14 protein-coding genes are annotated in these 15,206 nt (G+C 50.7%); 5 read left to right on the top strand and 9 right to left on the bottom strand.

Going from position 1 to position 15,206, the window contains the following annotated elements:
- Positions 1-49: 49 nt before the first annotated feature.
- Positions 50-925, bottom strand: a complete 876-nt coding sequence (locus P2W70_RS08875) for an AraC family transcriptional regulator (protein WP_276481086.1) — start codon at positions 923-925, stop codon at positions 50-52.
- Positions 926-1,019: 94 nt separating this feature from the next.
- Entirely contained in the window at positions 1,020-2,492 is a 1,473-nt protein-coding gene (locus tag P2W70_RS08870) for an alpha/beta fold hydrolase (RefSeq protein ID WP_276481085.1), read from the bottom strand.
- Positions 2,493-2,614: 122 nt separating this feature from the next.
- On the opposite strand from P2W70_RS08870, the gene P2W70_RS08865 reads away from it, so the two are divergent.
- Together P2W70_RS08865 and P2W70_RS08860 are read left to right on the top strand one after the other, a co-directional pair.
- Positions 2,615-4,015, top strand: a complete 1,401-nt coding sequence (locus tag P2W70_RS08865) for a hypothetical protein (protein ID WP_276481084.1) — start codon at positions 2,615-2,617, stop codon at positions 4,013-4,015.
- A 92-nt stretch (positions 4,016-4,107) separates the two neighbouring features.
- Complete coding sequence (locus P2W70_RS08860) at positions 4,108-4,560, top strand: hypothetical protein (RefSeq protein ID WP_276481083.1); 453 nt, start codon at positions 4,108-4,110, stop codon at positions 4,558-4,560.
- 89 nt (positions 4,561-4,649) lie between these two features.
- Here the strand turns inward: P2W70_RS08860 and P2W70_RS08855 are convergent, their stop codons facing one another.
- The 5 genes from P2W70_RS08855 to P2W70_RS08835 form a co-directional block, all read right to left on the bottom strand.
- On the bottom strand, positions 4,650-4,820 hold the full coding sequence (locus P2W70_RS08855; protein WP_276481082.1) for a hypothetical protein: 171 nt from the start codon (positions 4,818-4,820) through the stop codon (positions 4,650-4,652).
- Between the two features lie 555 nt (positions 4,821-5,375).
- The gene (locus P2W70_RS08850) at positions 5,376-5,795 is read right to left on the bottom strand and encodes an arsenate reductase ArsC (protein WP_276481081.1); all 420 of its coding nucleotides are present in this window, start codon (positions 5,793-5,795) and stop codon (positions 5,376-5,378) included.
- Positions 5,796-5,812: 17 nt separating this feature from the next.
- Positions 5,813-6,658: an arsenite methyltransferase gene (locus P2W70_RS08845; protein WP_276481080.1), complete on the bottom strand. Its 846-nt coding sequence runs from the start codon at positions 6,656-6,658 to the stop codon at positions 5,813-5,815.
- Positions 6,659-6,718: 60 nt separating this feature from the next.
- Complete coding sequence (locus tag P2W70_RS08840) at positions 6,719-7,048, bottom strand: ArsR/SmtB family transcription factor (protein WP_276481079.1); 330 nt, start codon at positions 7,046-7,048, stop codon at positions 6,719-6,721.
- Between the two features lie 68 nt (positions 7,049-7,116).
- On the bottom strand, positions 7,117-7,722 hold the full coding sequence (locus tag P2W70_RS08835) for a hypothetical protein (RefSeq protein ID WP_276481078.1): 606 nt from the start codon (positions 7,720-7,722) through the stop codon (positions 7,117-7,119).
- Between the two features lie 188 nt (positions 7,723-7,910).
- Here P2W70_RS08835 and P2W70_RS08830 point away from each other — a divergent pair, with 188 nt between their 5' ends.
- A complete protein-coding gene (locus tag P2W70_RS08830; RefSeq protein WP_276481077.1) occupies positions 7,911-9,317 on the top strand; it encodes a polysaccharide lyase 6 family protein in 1,407 nt (468 codons plus the stop codon).
- A 901-nt stretch (positions 9,318-10,218) separates the two neighbouring features.
- The gene (locus tag P2W70_RS08825) at positions 10,219-11,130 is read left to right on the top strand and encodes an alpha/beta hydrolase (RefSeq protein ID WP_276481076.1); all 912 of its coding nucleotides are present in this window, start codon (positions 10,219-10,221) and stop codon (positions 11,128-11,130) included.
- Between the two features lie 143 nt (positions 11,131-11,273).
- Here the strand turns inward: P2W70_RS08825 and P2W70_RS08820 are convergent, their stop codons facing one another.
- Together P2W70_RS08820 and P2W70_RS08815 are read right to left on the bottom strand one after the other, a co-directional pair.
- Positions 11,274-13,790: a M56 family metallopeptidase gene (locus P2W70_RS08820; RefSeq protein WP_276481075.1), complete on the bottom strand. Its 2,517-nt coding sequence runs from the start codon at positions 13,788-13,790 to the stop codon at positions 11,274-11,276.
- On the bottom strand, positions 13,787-14,149 hold the full coding sequence (locus P2W70_RS08815) for a BlaI/MecI/CopY family transcriptional regulator (RefSeq protein WP_276481074.1): 363 nt from the start codon (positions 14,147-14,149) through the stop codon (positions 13,787-13,789). Before P2W70_RS08815 ends, P2W70_RS08820 begins: the two co-directional genes overlap by 4 nt.
- 197 nt (positions 14,150-14,346) lie before the next feature.
- On the opposite strand from P2W70_RS08815, the gene P2W70_RS08810 reads away from it, so the two are divergent.
- The gene (locus tag P2W70_RS08810; RefSeq protein ID WP_276481073.1) at positions 14,347-15,168 is read left to right on the top strand and encodes a helix-turn-helix domain-containing protein; all 822 of its coding nucleotides are present in this window, start codon (positions 14,347-14,349) and stop codon (positions 15,166-15,168) included.
- Positions 15,169-15,206 lie beyond the last annotated feature (38 nt).

Raw genomic sequence — 15,206 nt, 5'->3', positions numbered from 1 at the left:
CTCGATGCCTAGTTGCCTCTGTGCCTCGATGCCTCGATGCCTAGTTGCCTTACTTCCGCTTATAGCTGTTCATATAATCTGTAGGATTCATGCCCATCACTTTTTTGAAGACGCGATTGAAGGTGATGGTATTGTTGAACCCATTGGCGTAAGCGATGGTGGAGATGGATTCGTATTTGCCGTTGATGAGTTTCTTGCAGGCTTCACTGATGCGCACTTCGTTGAGAAAACCCATATAGGTTTTGCGCGTATGCTTCTTGAAGTATTTGCAGAAGGCATGGGGCGTCATGTGCGCGATACCGGCGATCTGCTTCAGCGATATATCCATCGCATAATGCTCGATGGTATATTGGTAGATATCGTTCATGCGCAAACCTTCCATATCGGTAAAGGCTTGCTTGGAGGTACCGGTCGACAGTGAACGCCATTCCCCTACTTCGGTGGCGAAATAATTGAAGAGGCGGATCAAGGTGATCAATCGTTCCGTACCGCTGGCCAGGTTGATCTTTTTGATGAGCCGGGCTGCCTGCGGGGCAAAACCGGGCGGCAATTGCAATCCGTTATTACTGATGCGTACAAACTTACGGATCAGTTCAAACTCGGGCATGTTGAATACCCCGGATAACAGTTTGTCATGATCGAAATAGATATGGATGGCCTGGATGCTGTTCGGTGCTTCGTGCTCAAAGTACCGGGGATCGGCTTTGAAAATATGCGGCTGATTGGCGCCCAGGATATAAATCTCTCCTGCTTTGAAAGGCTGTGTATAGTTGCCGGCGATGAGCGTGCCCTCCCCCTTCAGGATCAGCGTTACCTGTCCCTCGATATGCCGGTGGAAGTAATTGTAGAAGTATGGGAGGTTGTCTTCCTGTACGATAACCGATCCCCGCTCTGTCATCGGTACAGTGAATTGCAGCACTTTCATTAACCAATATTACCAAATTACTGCATTTTTTAGCCAATCCGGGACAATTAATGTTTATAGATCGCTAATTAATGTTGCCGGTACCGGGTACTGCTTAACCGGCTTTGCCGGATAGAAAACCGGCGACGTGCTGCCAAACCAGGGGGAAATTGCAGTTGATGACCACATGGCCGCAGGCGGGAATCACTGCGAGCTGACTGCCGGGGATGGCGTCGGCGGCGATCTTTACCTGGTCGACAGCGTGGTACACATCTTTGTCGCCGGTCATGACGAGCGTGGGGCATTTGACCCGCGAAAAGGTTTCCGTACTCAGCAGATCTTCATTGTATAAGGCGTTGAGCCAGTTGAGCGATTCGGCCCAGCGCTGCGGCTCGGGCATCAGGGCCAGGCGGCTTTCAAACAATTGCTTAGCCTGCCCCAGCAGCATCTCGGGCGAATAGGCCAGCGGGGGCTGAAAACGTCCTTTGGGCGCATCTCCAAAACCAATAGCGACCAGTTTGCCCACCACTTCGGGATGGAGGACAGCGAGCTTGAAGGCTGCTGCTCCGCCATCGCTGAAGCCGATCACGGTTACCTTTTGTCGGGTAACGACCTTGATCAATGTGTAAGCGTCTTCCGCACGTTGTAGCCAACTATAGGGGGCGTGGCCGATATCCGATTTACCGTGGCCACGCGTAGCCAGGCAGATCACCTGGTGCTTTTGGCGCAGGGAATCGATCAGCGGTTGAAACTCGTCGATGTACCCATACACACCACCATGGAGCAGCAATACCGGTGATCCCTTGCCATAGGTTTCATAATACAGTTTCGTGTCGCCGATGGTCAGGTATTTGCCGGCGGCCGGGTTGTTGCCATAGGGAGCGGTTGCCGTGGTGCTGGCTACGGGCTTACCGGCAGCCGGACTTTTGGAGGTCGATGCGGCACCATGCAAGACAACCACATTGGAGAAGCTACCGCGGGCCATGTTGCCTACCCACAGACCGATCTTGCCCGGGGTATTGGGCGCCAGGCTATTGACGACCAGCGAGGGCTCGGCCTTCCGGTTGACATATACTTTAATGACCGGATGCTGGATCGTGATCTTTACATGAAACCATTTGTCGGGATTGGGAGGCTGCACGATCCGGTTTTCATACTTGCCGGGTGTTTCGGCGCGCAGTTTCTCCCAGGGGTGATCGGGCATGTAGACGTATTGCACGGCCCGCCAGCGGCGCACGGTATCGGGATTGAAGAAATTGAAGGGACGCAGGTAGATGACCTCGTACTGCTTGTTATCCTGGATATTGAAGGCAAAGCCGACGAAACTCTGGTTCATGAAATTATCACCCCGCACGTCAAACTCGATAGCGGAAGGCTGGCAGGCGTTTTTCCAGATATACATGCCGTCGCCGGGGCCGGCCTGGAGCGCAACGCTGTCTTTGGTGGTAGTCTGCAGTTCACGGTTGTAAATTTGCCAGGCGGTAGGGTCGCCCAGCGGTAGTTTTTGTATTTTGCCCTGGGCGGCAACGATGCTGACGGAAAGGCTGGCGAGTAGCGAAAGGGCAAACGAACGAAGGATCTTTTTCATGCTATGGTGTTGATACTGGTGTTGAGTAAGACCCAAAATTGTAACAGGCCAGTCACACTACCTGATCAGCAGTCGATCATATCGGTTCATTTTTGTTCATGCATTAACCAGCTCATTATCATATGACTACAAATGATGAGCAGCTTCATATCAGGGCCTGCCTGCAAGCGATAGAGGCCCAGGTAAACTGGGGACCAGCAAAAGACTGGAGCAACAGTGACTTTGAAAAACTCGCCGAGCAGATCGCTGCGGCTACCGGGGTGCAGCTGAGTGTATCCACCCTTAAAAGATTGTGGGGCAAGGTGGCCAGCACCCATGCGCCCTCCCTCACCACCCTGCATGCGCTGGCCCGCTACCTGGGCTATGCGGATTGGCGGACTTACCAGCAGCAGTTTCGTCCGCCGGTACCCGCCGCGATGGAGGGCCACCAAGCGGTCAATAAGGAAGTCGTCCAGGACGCTAACACGGGTATCGATCCGGTAGCCGAGACTGAATCTTCGCCAACCGCTGCTGACGCCTCCACAGCAACCGATCCCTCCTTCGACAACACGACTACAGTACCTACCCCCACCCGCCGCCGACAACGCAGGCGATGGTTGGTGGCCGGCATCACACTGTTGCTGCTCATTACCATCATCGGCATCATGAGTGTAAAGCGCTTGTACAGGCCCGATCCTTCGCGGTTTAGTTTCTCGGCCAATAAGGTGGTGACAGAAGGCGTACCCAATACAGTCATCTTTCAATACGATGCTTCGGCAGCGGAAACAGATTCTAATTATATCGTGCAGACCTGGGATTTCAGTCGCAAGACGCATGTGCCAAAAGATAAACATGCGCATTCGGCCATGTATTATTATCCCGGCTTTTTCAGGACCAAGCTGATCGTAGACGGGCAGGTGGTGAAGCACCATGACCTGCAGATCACTTCCGATGGCTGGCTGGGCTTGCTGGAGAACGACCCGGTGCCCACCTACCTCAAAAATGAGGAATACCTGCGGGGCGATAGCATTGGTGTGGACTCGTCTGTACTGCTGCGCTATGGCGTGTCGCTGTATCCCCAGGCGCCACGGTTGCGTTTTTTCAACCAGCGCGACCTGGACACGCTGATGAGCGACCGCTTTGAGTTTGAAACGAAGGTGAAGAGTAATTTCTCACAGGGGGCAGGTGCCTGCCAGTTTGTGCAGGTACTGATCCAATGCAAAGACGATATCATGATCATTCCGCTGGCGGCGAAAACCTGTACCGGCGACCTGAACCTGTATGCCTGTGGCGCGGGGGCCAGGAGTAAGGACGCCGATCTATCGGGCTTTGGGGCCGACCTGCACGAATGGGTGACGCTACACGTCAGCAGCAAGAACCGCGAGCTGGTATTTACCGTGAATGGTAAAGAGGCTTATCGCCTTACCTTCCCCAACGACCCTACCGGGGTGGTGGGCCTGCAATACCGCTTTCCCGGAGTGGGCGCTATCAAAGACACCTGGTTTCGGGATGGAGACAGGGTGTATGATTTTGGGACCCGATAAATTCGTTTCGTTGGTCCGATATGCTTAGTTTGCACTTCGGTTAAACTTATCTGTTTAAAATTATACAATCAGGAATCCCCTATCCCGGCTTTATGGAAAGATTACAAATATCAAGTAACCTACGATCCGGTAGGTATATCGCACTTCTTGTGGGGCTTGTTGCCCTTTTTATATTAATCCGATCATGGGAGGAAACCCAAACAGTAATCGTCTGTGGGGTATTGGTTGCCATTGCAGGCTTTTTGTACTACCTGCATGACAAGGCTAAAACCGTGGAATTTGATGAAGGGAGTATGTATATTTCACGTAAAGACGTTACTGAAACCGTTCCACTGGCAGCTATTTATTCCATCAAACTCACGATGACGCAAGTAAACGACCGGAATTTATGGAAAATTAAATATTTGAATAGTAATGGGGAGAAGTCTGCGGTAAGATTTTTGCCAAGACGAGATGCTTTTGAAGCATTTAAAAAAGCTGTGCAGGAAAAAAACGGATCGGTTGATATCAAGAACTGGTCTCATAGCCTTGACTTTGACCAATAACATATTTCCACCTGTTTACTAATAACCCTACGGGTATCGTGGAACTGAAATATCACTTTGCGCGTGTGGGCCGTCACGCAGGTATTGGTTCAATAAAGGCAGTTGACACGATTCACGTTGACAGTAAACACCGGTTCGAAGACGGTACCAAAGGCCATTTTCGCATTGAACTCGAAGGACTGCAGTGGTGCGCAATCGCCATTCTCTACCCTGCAGTCGCCGTAGGCGTTGACGGTTTCCGTTTGCAGGATAGGCACCATGGTTTTGGTGATGCTGAATTGCAGATTACGCCTCCGTGGCTGTTCCGTGTAATACCACCACAGGCTGAAAAAGCCTATTAACAACAGAAAATAAAACAACTGCCTCTCAAGTCGAGGTGAGATCCATTAATAGATGGTAGTGGCCAGGAAACTCATGAAGCTGATGGTCATAGGAAGCCGGTTAAACAGCAACCGGTAATTGTCGGGCAATAGGTGATCTAAATAAAAACAAAAGCCCGCCTTTGAAAAAGCGGGCGCTCCCATTCATATGCGTTAACCATTAAACCTTATCCTATGATGAAACATACCCTAAGCAATTACCCTTAGATTTAAAATTCATAAGAAAATAATTACGTATTTATTTTAGCGTTTATTGATCCGTTACAGGCATATCGTGATCGTTTATGATAACATTTTCCTAGGAATACTTATAAAAAACCAGCTGTCGATAACCGCCTGTTTAAAAACCTGACCGACCTGGCTACGGCGGCCTATGTGATCACCAAGGGGTAGGTCACAAAAACGAACGCCACCTCCCGCGGTGGCGTTCGTGGCTTATAAATGCTGTTCGACAAAGGCCCTCGCATACGCACGTATAATATCCCTTACCCGTCTGAACTCATCCATTACTTCTTCTGGCCTGCCGGTAGCCTTAGCCGGGTCGGGAAAGTTTTCATGCAGCTGTATAGCCTTTGTGGGGAATACAGGGCACCTTTCCTTCGCATGGTCGCAGACGGTTATTACGAAATCAAAATCGACCCCTACGTACTCGGAAACATGATTAGAAGTGTGCGTGCTGATGTCAATACCATCTTCGGCCATGGTAGCGATTGCCCGTGGATTTACGCCATGCGTTTCTACACCAGCGCTATAGATCATTGCCCTGTCGCCGGCGAAATGTTTCAGATAGCCCTCTGCGATCTGACTGCGGCAACTGTTGCCCGTACAAAGAACCAGTATCTTCTTTTCATTCATGGGTTTGCCGTTTGGGGTTATTGACAACAACCGGGGGCGCAACAAGCTGCGGGCTCCACTGGTTTTTCTGCATATACCGTGATACTGTAAATACCCGTATTGCCTGCCTTGAATTGAACAATCTCTTCCGGGCTGAGGTAGGGCGACAAGACATCATTGGGAATGTTGATGACCTTTTCTTTTTGGACCGTCCTGTTAACAAACCCGTTGGCTACAATCAAATCGAGGTATACCTCTTTTTGAATGGCGCCCGACACGCAGCCTGCATACATTTCTGCCGCCTGTTGTATCGCAGGCGGTAGATCGCCTTCCAACACGATATCGGAAATACTGAAATGGCCACCGGGTTTGAGTACCCTGTATATATCCCGGATCACGGCTGCTTTATCGGGCACCAGGTTGAGCACACAGTTGCTGACGATCACATCGGCTATATTGGCCGATACCGGCATATTTTCAATATCGCCCTGCCTAAACTCGACATTGTGGTAGCCGAGCTTTTCGGCGTTGGTCCTGGCCTTTTCAATCATGGCTGGCGTGAAATCGATACCGATCACTTTGCCCGTGTCACCAGTCTCCGCCCTCGCTACAAACGCATCATTACCGGCCCCGGAGCCGAGGTCTATCACCACATCCCCTTTTTTGATCTTCGCAAACTGTGTAGGCAGACCGCAACCCAGGCCGAGGTCAGCATCCTGGTTGTATCCTTCCAGGCCGGCGTAATCATCTGTCATGATATTGGAGGTCTCCAGTGAACAAGATCCTGCCCCGCAGCAGGAGGCGGCATTGTCGGTTTTATCCTGTAAGGCAATGACACTGTATTTCTGCCTTACCATGTCTTTTATTTGTTCGTTGGTTTGCATGGCTTGTATCGTTTTTATTGTTTAATTGTAATATTACGATGAATGAGTTCAAAAAAAAGGTCAGCAGCAGCTGTCCTTGTTTACGTAGGAGACGAAAAAAGCATCGAAGGCTGCCTTGTATTTATTCCAGACCTTTGGATCGATACAATAACACACACTGGTCCCTTCAATAGTGCCCTGGATGAGACCGGCATTTTTCAACTCCTTCAGGTGCTGGCTAATGGTAGCCTGGGCCAGGCCCAATTCTTCTACCAGGTCGCCACAAATACAAGCCTGCGCCTTGATGAGGTGTTGAATAATAGCGATGCGGGCAGGATGACCAAGGGCCTTCATCATTTGCGCCAGCTTATTCTGCTTGTCTGTAAATATCTCCGACTTCGTTATTCCCATTACATCGCAATATTACGATTGATTAATTAATCAGCAAAAGAAATCTTTCAAGGGCCTGGCTAGCCTCCTCAAAATGATATCCTGAATACATACTTATTCAGCAACCACAGCGCAAGAACAAGCAGGAATACCTTCCACATATGTTTATCGATCCAGTGGAAAAGGGCAGTGAGAAATCTGTCGCCAGTGCCGGTGGCTGCCGTCAACTTCCTGGCTGGCTTGTTGCCCGGCACATAAGGATAGAATTGTTGGGTGAAGCTATGGTAGTCGCGGCTGGCCTGGACCGCCACGGCGAGTTGGGAGTAGTAACGTTGCCGATCTGCCAGGAAGGTAGCATACGATGGCCCTTCCAGGAGCAATTGTGCGAGGATGAAAAACCCGATCAAGCCCGCGAGAATGGCGGGCCCCACCAGGGCCACCCGGTCCCATTCAAGTCCATTGGGCTTCTCCGGAAACAAATGAAGGTACAGGGGGATCGCCACCAAACATACCAACGCACAGCCAACGATCCACCACAGCCGTTTCCGGAAATAATAGGTGAACGTTGCTTTTGATAACCTGCCGGGATTATAAGCAGGATCGGTAGACCACAATTGTTTTAACTGGTGGTATTGATCCAGCGTGAGTACACCCGGATTCTGGAAACGGTGCTTTACATAGTTGATGACGGCCATGGGCACATAGTTTATGCATCCTAAAATTATTGAAATCGTTGATTGCCCTCCACCCGCCCGCTCATTCAATCCCACCATTCACTCATTCTTTCGGTAGGTTGGCCAAAATCGCTGTATACAATGCAAATCGGCCAGGCTGCGATTTGGTTTTTATATACTTACTTGTGACCTTGCTCAATCCACATCAGATGTACAAAAACACGTTTCTTCGTATTGCTATTGCCCTTGTTATTACCGGCCTGTTGCCTACCACTGCTTCCGCCAAAGAGATTGTTGTAAAAACCATTGCTGCCTTACAGTCTGCTATCGATAAGGCGGCGCCCGGCGATGTGATCAGCGTTGCGCCTGGCGACTATACCACCACGGCCGATATCGTGATCCGCAACAGCGGTCAGTTTGCGGAGCCGATTACCATCGCTGCCCAACAAAAAGGACGCACCACCATGCTCGGCAAGGGTGGGTTTCGCATTGCTGGCGCTTATATCGTGATCCGTGGCTTTGTATTCAAACACAGCTCAGACAAAGCGCTGACGGAACCTGGCAGCCGATTCAGCCGTTGGACACAAAACATTTTCGAGACTACCGGTGAAGGCAACTACCTCAGCCTGATGGGTAGCGATCATCAGGTAGATTACAATACTTTTCAGCACAAGAATTCGCTGGGCAAATTCATCGGTGTACGTGGTGAAGGCAGTCAGATCGCTGAGCGGTTATGGATCCACCACAACTATTTCTTCGACTTCCTGCCGCAAACTGGTAATGGCGCGGAGGCGGTACAGTTTGGCCTGAGTGGCTACAGCTTGTCTTCGAGTCATAGTTTGTTTGAGAACAACCTGTTTGAACAATGTGCCGGTGAAAACGAACTGCTGTCGGTGAAGGCCTCCTTTGTAACCATCCGGTACAACACCATCCGCGACTGCAAAGCGCAGTTTACCCTGCGGCATGGCAACCATTGTGAGGTGTATGGCAATTACTTTTGCCGTACGCCAGGCCTGCGCATTTTTGGCGACGACCATATCATCCACAGCAATTACTTCGAGCAGTGCAAGCCGGCGATCAATATCGGCAATGGCGGTGCAGAGGTGGCCGATGGCGCCGATGTACGCTCGCATGACCGGCCCGACCGGGTGCTGATCGCTTTCAATACGCTCGTCGATAATGAAGAGAACATCACGCGTACCGAGCGCCCCAAGGGCATTGGCTCCACCCATATTACGATTGCGTACAACATTATTCAGGGTGGTGGCGAGGCAGTGAGTATACAGGGACCGCTGTATATACAGCCGGTATGGAAGGGAAATATCCTGTTCAAGACCAAAGGCGCCGGTCAGTTGCCCGATACCGCTTTCCGGCAGATCGATCCCCTGTTGGCCAGGGATGGGGCAGGAATCTATCATTTGCAGAAAGGCAGCCCAGCCATCGGCGCGGTGGCGAAAGACGATTTTAGGGGTATTACGGTCGATATGGATGGACAGTTGCGCAAGGCTCCGTTCGATGCGGGTGCAGATCAGTTGTCAACGACGGCGGTAAAAGCGCGTGTGCTGCAGAAGGCAGATGTGGGACATGAAGCGGCTATGCGGTCTGGTGATAAGTAGCATTGCGGGCATATAGGCATAGGATTGCCTAAGGTTTGCCTACGCTATGCCTACAGATTGCCTGCGCATTGCCTGGCTGCACAATGACGGCAGGCAATGTTTTCCCAGTGTGTAGGCAATGTGTAGGCCATCAGCAGGCCATGGGGTACTAAGCGTTCAACCTATTGGCAGGCATCAGCTTATAGCCAAATATAATAAATTATCATCAAACAATAAAATTTGCCAGCCCCATTTTTCGGGAAAGTGCAAAAAGCATCTAAAATGGCTGATTCGGATTGTTAATGGCTAATTCAGCTAGAGAATTTTTAGCGGGTTGGCGACGTTTAGCCGTTTTCTGAAATGGTGGGGAAGAAAAGGCTTTAAAGCAACCGGCAGAACCCGCTCATTTTCCGGAAATCCGGGCGACCTCGATCGGGTTTGCTTCGTCCCTCCTTCGCCTCTTGTTCGAGACTTCTTCGGGAAATACCGGGATATTACCAATGAAAAGCCGAAGAATTCCCGAAGAAAACCGCCGTCACTCCTCTGGCACAGCTCTGTCACAGTTCTGGCACTGCTCTAAAACAGCGGATTTTACCAGTGAAGTGCCTCTGCACATCCAGAGCATGTCCAGTACTATGTCACTGCATCTATATCACCCTTGATCACCAGCCACGCCGGCTGCCACGAGTGTGCCATGTCGAAAACGACCCGATTGTGCAATTTGCAAGTCTAACTTTCAAATTGCATGAAAACAGACCTAAAATCATGCAATCTGCAAGTCAAACTTTCAAATTGCATGAAAAAGGGCCTAAAACTTTGCAATTTGCAAGTCTAACTTTCAAATTGCATAAAACATACCTTAACCGACCAGGGTCAACCACAAAACCCGGCTTTTCGTACCTTGTAGCAAACTCCTGCTATCATGAAATGCTTGCACGCCTTGTCCTTTGCCGCCCTTTTGGGCCTGGCACTCCCCCTGGCAGCTTACAGCCAGGAATCGCCCGTCAGACAATATTTCCCCACCGGCACCATCATTCACCCAAATATCAACTATGCCGGCGATACGTTCCAAAAACACCTGCTGGACATCTACCTGCCCGCCAATGCAGGCCCCTCTACGCCACTCGTAGTATGGGTACATGGCGGCGGCTGGATGGTCAACGACAAGTATGCCGATATGAGCTATATGCGCAAGACCATTGCCGGAATACTCGACAGCGGCTACGCACTCGCCTCTATCGACTACCGCTTCAGCACCACCGCCATTTTCCCGGCGCAAATACAGGATTGCAACCTGGCACTGGAATGGTTGTATAAAAATGCCGCTACTTATAAACTGAACAAGAACAGGATCGCCCTCATGGGCTTTTCTGCCGGCGGTCACCTGGCGTCGCTACAGGCCTTGTCGCTCAATAATAAAGTGAATACCTTCTATGCCAACGGAACAAAACCATCCTTTGGCATTAGCTGTGTAGTCGACTTCTATGGCCCCTCTGACCTCATCGCCATTGGCACCACACCCGCAGCCCTGGACGATAAGAATGCGCTTACCTTACTGCTCGGTGCACGCGCCATCGACCGGCCCGACCTTGCCCGCGTTGCCAGCCCTGCTACCTATGTCGACAAGAACGATCCACCTTTCCTCATCATCCAGGGAGAAAAAGACGACCAGGTGCCCAATACCCAAGCGGTCATCCTCAACAGCTGGCTCAAACTGCACGGCGTACCTACCGAGCTCATCATGGTAGCCGGCGCGCCGCACTACGGCGTGATGTTTGACGCGGATGATATCCGGGCCAAAATATTCAGCTTTCTGGCGAAACATTTGAAGTAGGTCTAGCGAAGACAACTCCCTTGCTGTAGTGAGTTTATTCCATTGATTGATCCGGTCCGCGCATCAAGAAGCTGTCACAAAAAACAAGCTGCCCCCTGTGAAGGAGGCAGCTTTCTTGTTGTCATGGCTATGTGGAAGACCGCTTAATCTATGATGGTCTTCAGTTGAACATATTTCTGCAGGGTCTTGAAGTTGTGTCCTTTTTGTTTCATGGCAGTAACAAAGGCGGGTGTAGTGCCCGTAGCTTTGGCGGCTACCACATCATTGATGGATACTTCTCCAAAACCCAGTTCATTGTACTCTTTGAACAGCGCCGGCGTAATACTCTGGGCCTTGAAACCAATGGCCTGGTTGAGGCTCACCTCTTTTACCCCGGCATCCTTAAACCCTTTTACAAATTCTGGTGTAACGCCGAGTGATTTGAGCGAAATGATCTCGCGGGCAGGAATGTTCTTATAGCCCAGGGGCGCAAAAGAAGCGGCAAATTCCGGGGTGATACCCTGTGCTTTGAATGCTGTGACCTCTTGAATCCTGATATCGTCATAGCCTGCAGCTTTGAGCGATTTAATATAAGCCCCGGTAATGCCCAAAGACTTGAAAGACATCAGCTGACTGTTGGAGATCTCCGTAAATCCCGCTTCATGGATCGACTTTACGAACTCAGCATCCACACCCAATGATTTGATCGAGATGATATCGTTCGCACGGAGATCCTTGAATCCAGCTGTACGCAGGCCTTTGATGTATTCGCCGGTAATGCCCTGTGATTTCATGGAAATGAGTTGCTGGTTGGTGAGGCCCGTCATACCAGCATCCGCCAACGATTTAATATACGTTTCATTAATATTGAGCGACTTGATTGCGATGAGGTCATTGATGGATACATCTACCTGGGGATTGACATTGACCTGAGAATTGGTGTTGGTGTTGATAGACACCTCGCTATCGTTGTCTTTGTTGCGGTCTGCTTTGTTGCTGCCGGCACTGGTGGACTGGCTGCTGCGGGCAGGTTCACCCAGGCTGGCCTTGGCACTCCGTACGTCGGCGATGTATTTGGCATCGATGCCTTGCGCTTTGAAAGAGATGAGCTGACTGGCCGACACATCGGGGTAACCAGCTTTGCGGATCTCGGCAATGTAATCGCCGTTTACGCCGAGTGCTTTGAAAGGCACTATATCCTTGAGGGTAAGTCCACGGATGCCACTTGCCTTGAGACCGGTGATATAAGCTTCATCGATCCTGAGTGCTGCCAATGGGATGACATCGTTGCGATTGAGGTTGGTATACCCCTGTGCCTTCAGCATTTTCACATAGCTGCCGGTTACGTTCACGAGGAAGTAAATCATGACATCGTTGTCGTTGCGCATCTCAATACCTTCCTGTTTCATCTTATCGGCATAACCTGCGGCAGGGGTAAACTTGTAGCGGCCCATACCCTGCCCATCTTCAAAACGGCCGGTGAACTGCATGGTTCCCGCCTCGCGGGTAGCGCTGAATACGCCGGCTTTGTCTTTGGGAAGGTCACCGAGCTCCGACAACTGGAAGGTGTTACTGTTGGTGGAATGGTCATCGCCATCGTGTTTGAACTGAATGGTGACTTCGGTTCCTTTGATGGTGGCGAACCAAACGCCTTCTGTGGACATTTCATCCAACGAAAAACCGGTCTCGGAGATGGCCTTTTTAGCAGCCGGTTCGTTGGCGTATACCCGGGGTTCATTGAGCAGGCATACGAATAATACAAGTACCGGCAGCAGGAAGCAGTATTTCCAGGCGGTGTGCAGGTTTGATTTCTTGACGTTCATCATGGCTATTCTTTTTTTAAGGAGTGACTGGTTGTAGTTGGTCGTCAGTGCCAGCGGGAAATGAGGCGCCGACACACGCAGCAGGCTCAGCTGGTAAGCTTCTTTCTCTACCTGGTAGTGATTGACCAGTTGGTCGTCGGTCAGGTATTCGAGGTTATCTTCAAGCGCCTTACGGTATTTCCAGGCAAAGGGATTGAACCATTGGAATACGATGACCAGTTCGGCGAGCATGAGGTCGAGGCTATGCTTTTGTTCGATGTGGATCTTTTCGTGCTGCAGGATCTGGTTGTAGGTATCCCAATCGTACTTCTCAGGATTGATGAAGATGTTGTTGAGAAAAGAACAAGGCGCTTTATCGCCGCTCAACTCAATTATACGGAAGCGGCCATCTTTGATCACCGGGCTGGTATAGGCTCTATAGAGCAACGTAATGATTTGCACCAGGAAGGTACCGGCAAATACGATGACACCAAACCAGTAGAGGTAGCCGATCCAGGTAAGGGCCTGTTGCCAGCTGAAGGAAGGCCGGGTATTATTGGTCGTAGCAGGTGTCACTTGCGTAGCTGGCGTGGCGGGTTGTGTAGTTGACGGTTCGACGCCGGCAGGCTGGGTGACAGACGGTACCACCAGAGGCGACGTTGGTGTAGCGTCTGTCACCGGCGATTCCTGTACGGTTTCGGTGCCGCGCAGCGACCACTGCTGTGGTATTTTGATCAATGGCAGGCTAAAAGATAGCGCCAGGCAGGCCAGGAGTATCCAGCGGTTGGCCCGGAAAAAGGTTTCTTTCTGCAACAGGAGTTTGTAGAAGAGGAAACATCCGGTGAGGATAATACCTGCGTTGGTGATATACTGCATCATTGCTTTTTGTTTTTAATGATGTTCACTATTTCATTAAGCTCGGATTCGGAGAGGTTTTGTTCTTTGGCAAAAAAGGCGAGCATGCGGGGATAGGAATTGTCGAAGTACTGGCTGACAATGTCCTTGATCGCGTGCTTCTGGTAATCTTCCCGGTCGATGAGGGGAAAGTAGCTGTACATGTTGCCGACCGCTTCATGACTCAGGAAACCTTTGTCTTCCAGGATCTTTACCATGGTGGCCACACTGTTGTAATGCGGTTTGGGATCGGGCAGATGAGGGATCACTTCCCGGATAAAGGCTTTTTTCAATTCCCAGAAAACGATCATGATCTGTTCTTCCCTTTTAGCGAGTTTTTGCATACTAACGGCTTTGTATAGCAATACTACTAATCAATTAGGAGATCAACTAATTTATTCGGAGAATAATTATCCAGCGGGGCTGGCGGAGGGCATTTTACAGGTTACAAGTATTTAATATTCAGTGATTAAGGAGGTCTAAAAATATATTTAGCAACCGCCTGTACTGCTCCTAACCGGCAAAAAAGCTACCTTTCGGTATGCATCAACACCAGGAATATGAGCCGCCGGAGGCACTGCGCGACGTGATCCAATGTTTTTGGCTCGACAGCCGGAAATCGGGAGCTGCGGGTGCCGAATTTGAGGTGCTGCCGGATGGTTTTGCCGAGATCATCTTTCATGTTGGTGGCGATTGCAGTGTGGTATTGCCCGGTGGCCGGCAACCTTTGCCTTCTCCGTTTATGATGGGCTTGCTGGATCAGCCAGTGCGATTTTATTCAACCCATCAACTGACCATACTGGCCATCCGCTGTTTTCCCTGGACGGTGTTTGACCTGCTCGGCTTACCGGCTGGCAAAGGCGGCATACACATCTTTACCCATCCTATCGCCGGGCTGCAACCGATCTTACAACAACAACTGACATCGGGCGATATCGATGGGGCGCTTAGGTTGGTCATTGATTATTTCCTGGAGATCAGAGCGCAGGTAGCGATGGACAGCATGCTGCACAAAGCGGGCATGGCATTGCGTCAGGCCAATGGGATGTTGCCCGTAAGCGAAGTGGCTGCGGCCGCCCACGCAACGGTGCGTACCCTGGAGCGGAACTTCAAGCAATCCTCCGGGCATACGGTGAAAGACGTATCGGGCCTGATGCGTTTCGAGCAGGTGCGTAATCAGCTATGGCGGCATCCGGCAATGAGCCTGGCGGGCCTTGCGGCGGAGTTGGGGTATACCGATCAATCGCACCTGAGCCGTGAGTTCAAGCGGTATAGTGGTACCACGCCTGCCGCTTTTGCGCGCAAAGCGCGGCAAACGAAACAGACCGTCAGCCGGGATTTTGTCGCGTTTGTACAAGCCTAAGGAATAAGTCCGGCGCAACTTTGTGTCTCAATCATACA

Origin of the sequence: Paraflavitalea pollutisoli (assembly GCF_029360705.1) — a bacterium.
Classification (GTDB): domain Bacteria; phylum Bacteroidota; class Bacteroidia; order Chitinophagales; family Chitinophagaceae; genus Paraflavitalea; species Paraflavitalea pollutisoli.
The sequence above is the reverse complement of the archived record's forward strand: the minus strand, read 5'-3'. Positions and strand labels throughout refer to the sequence as shown.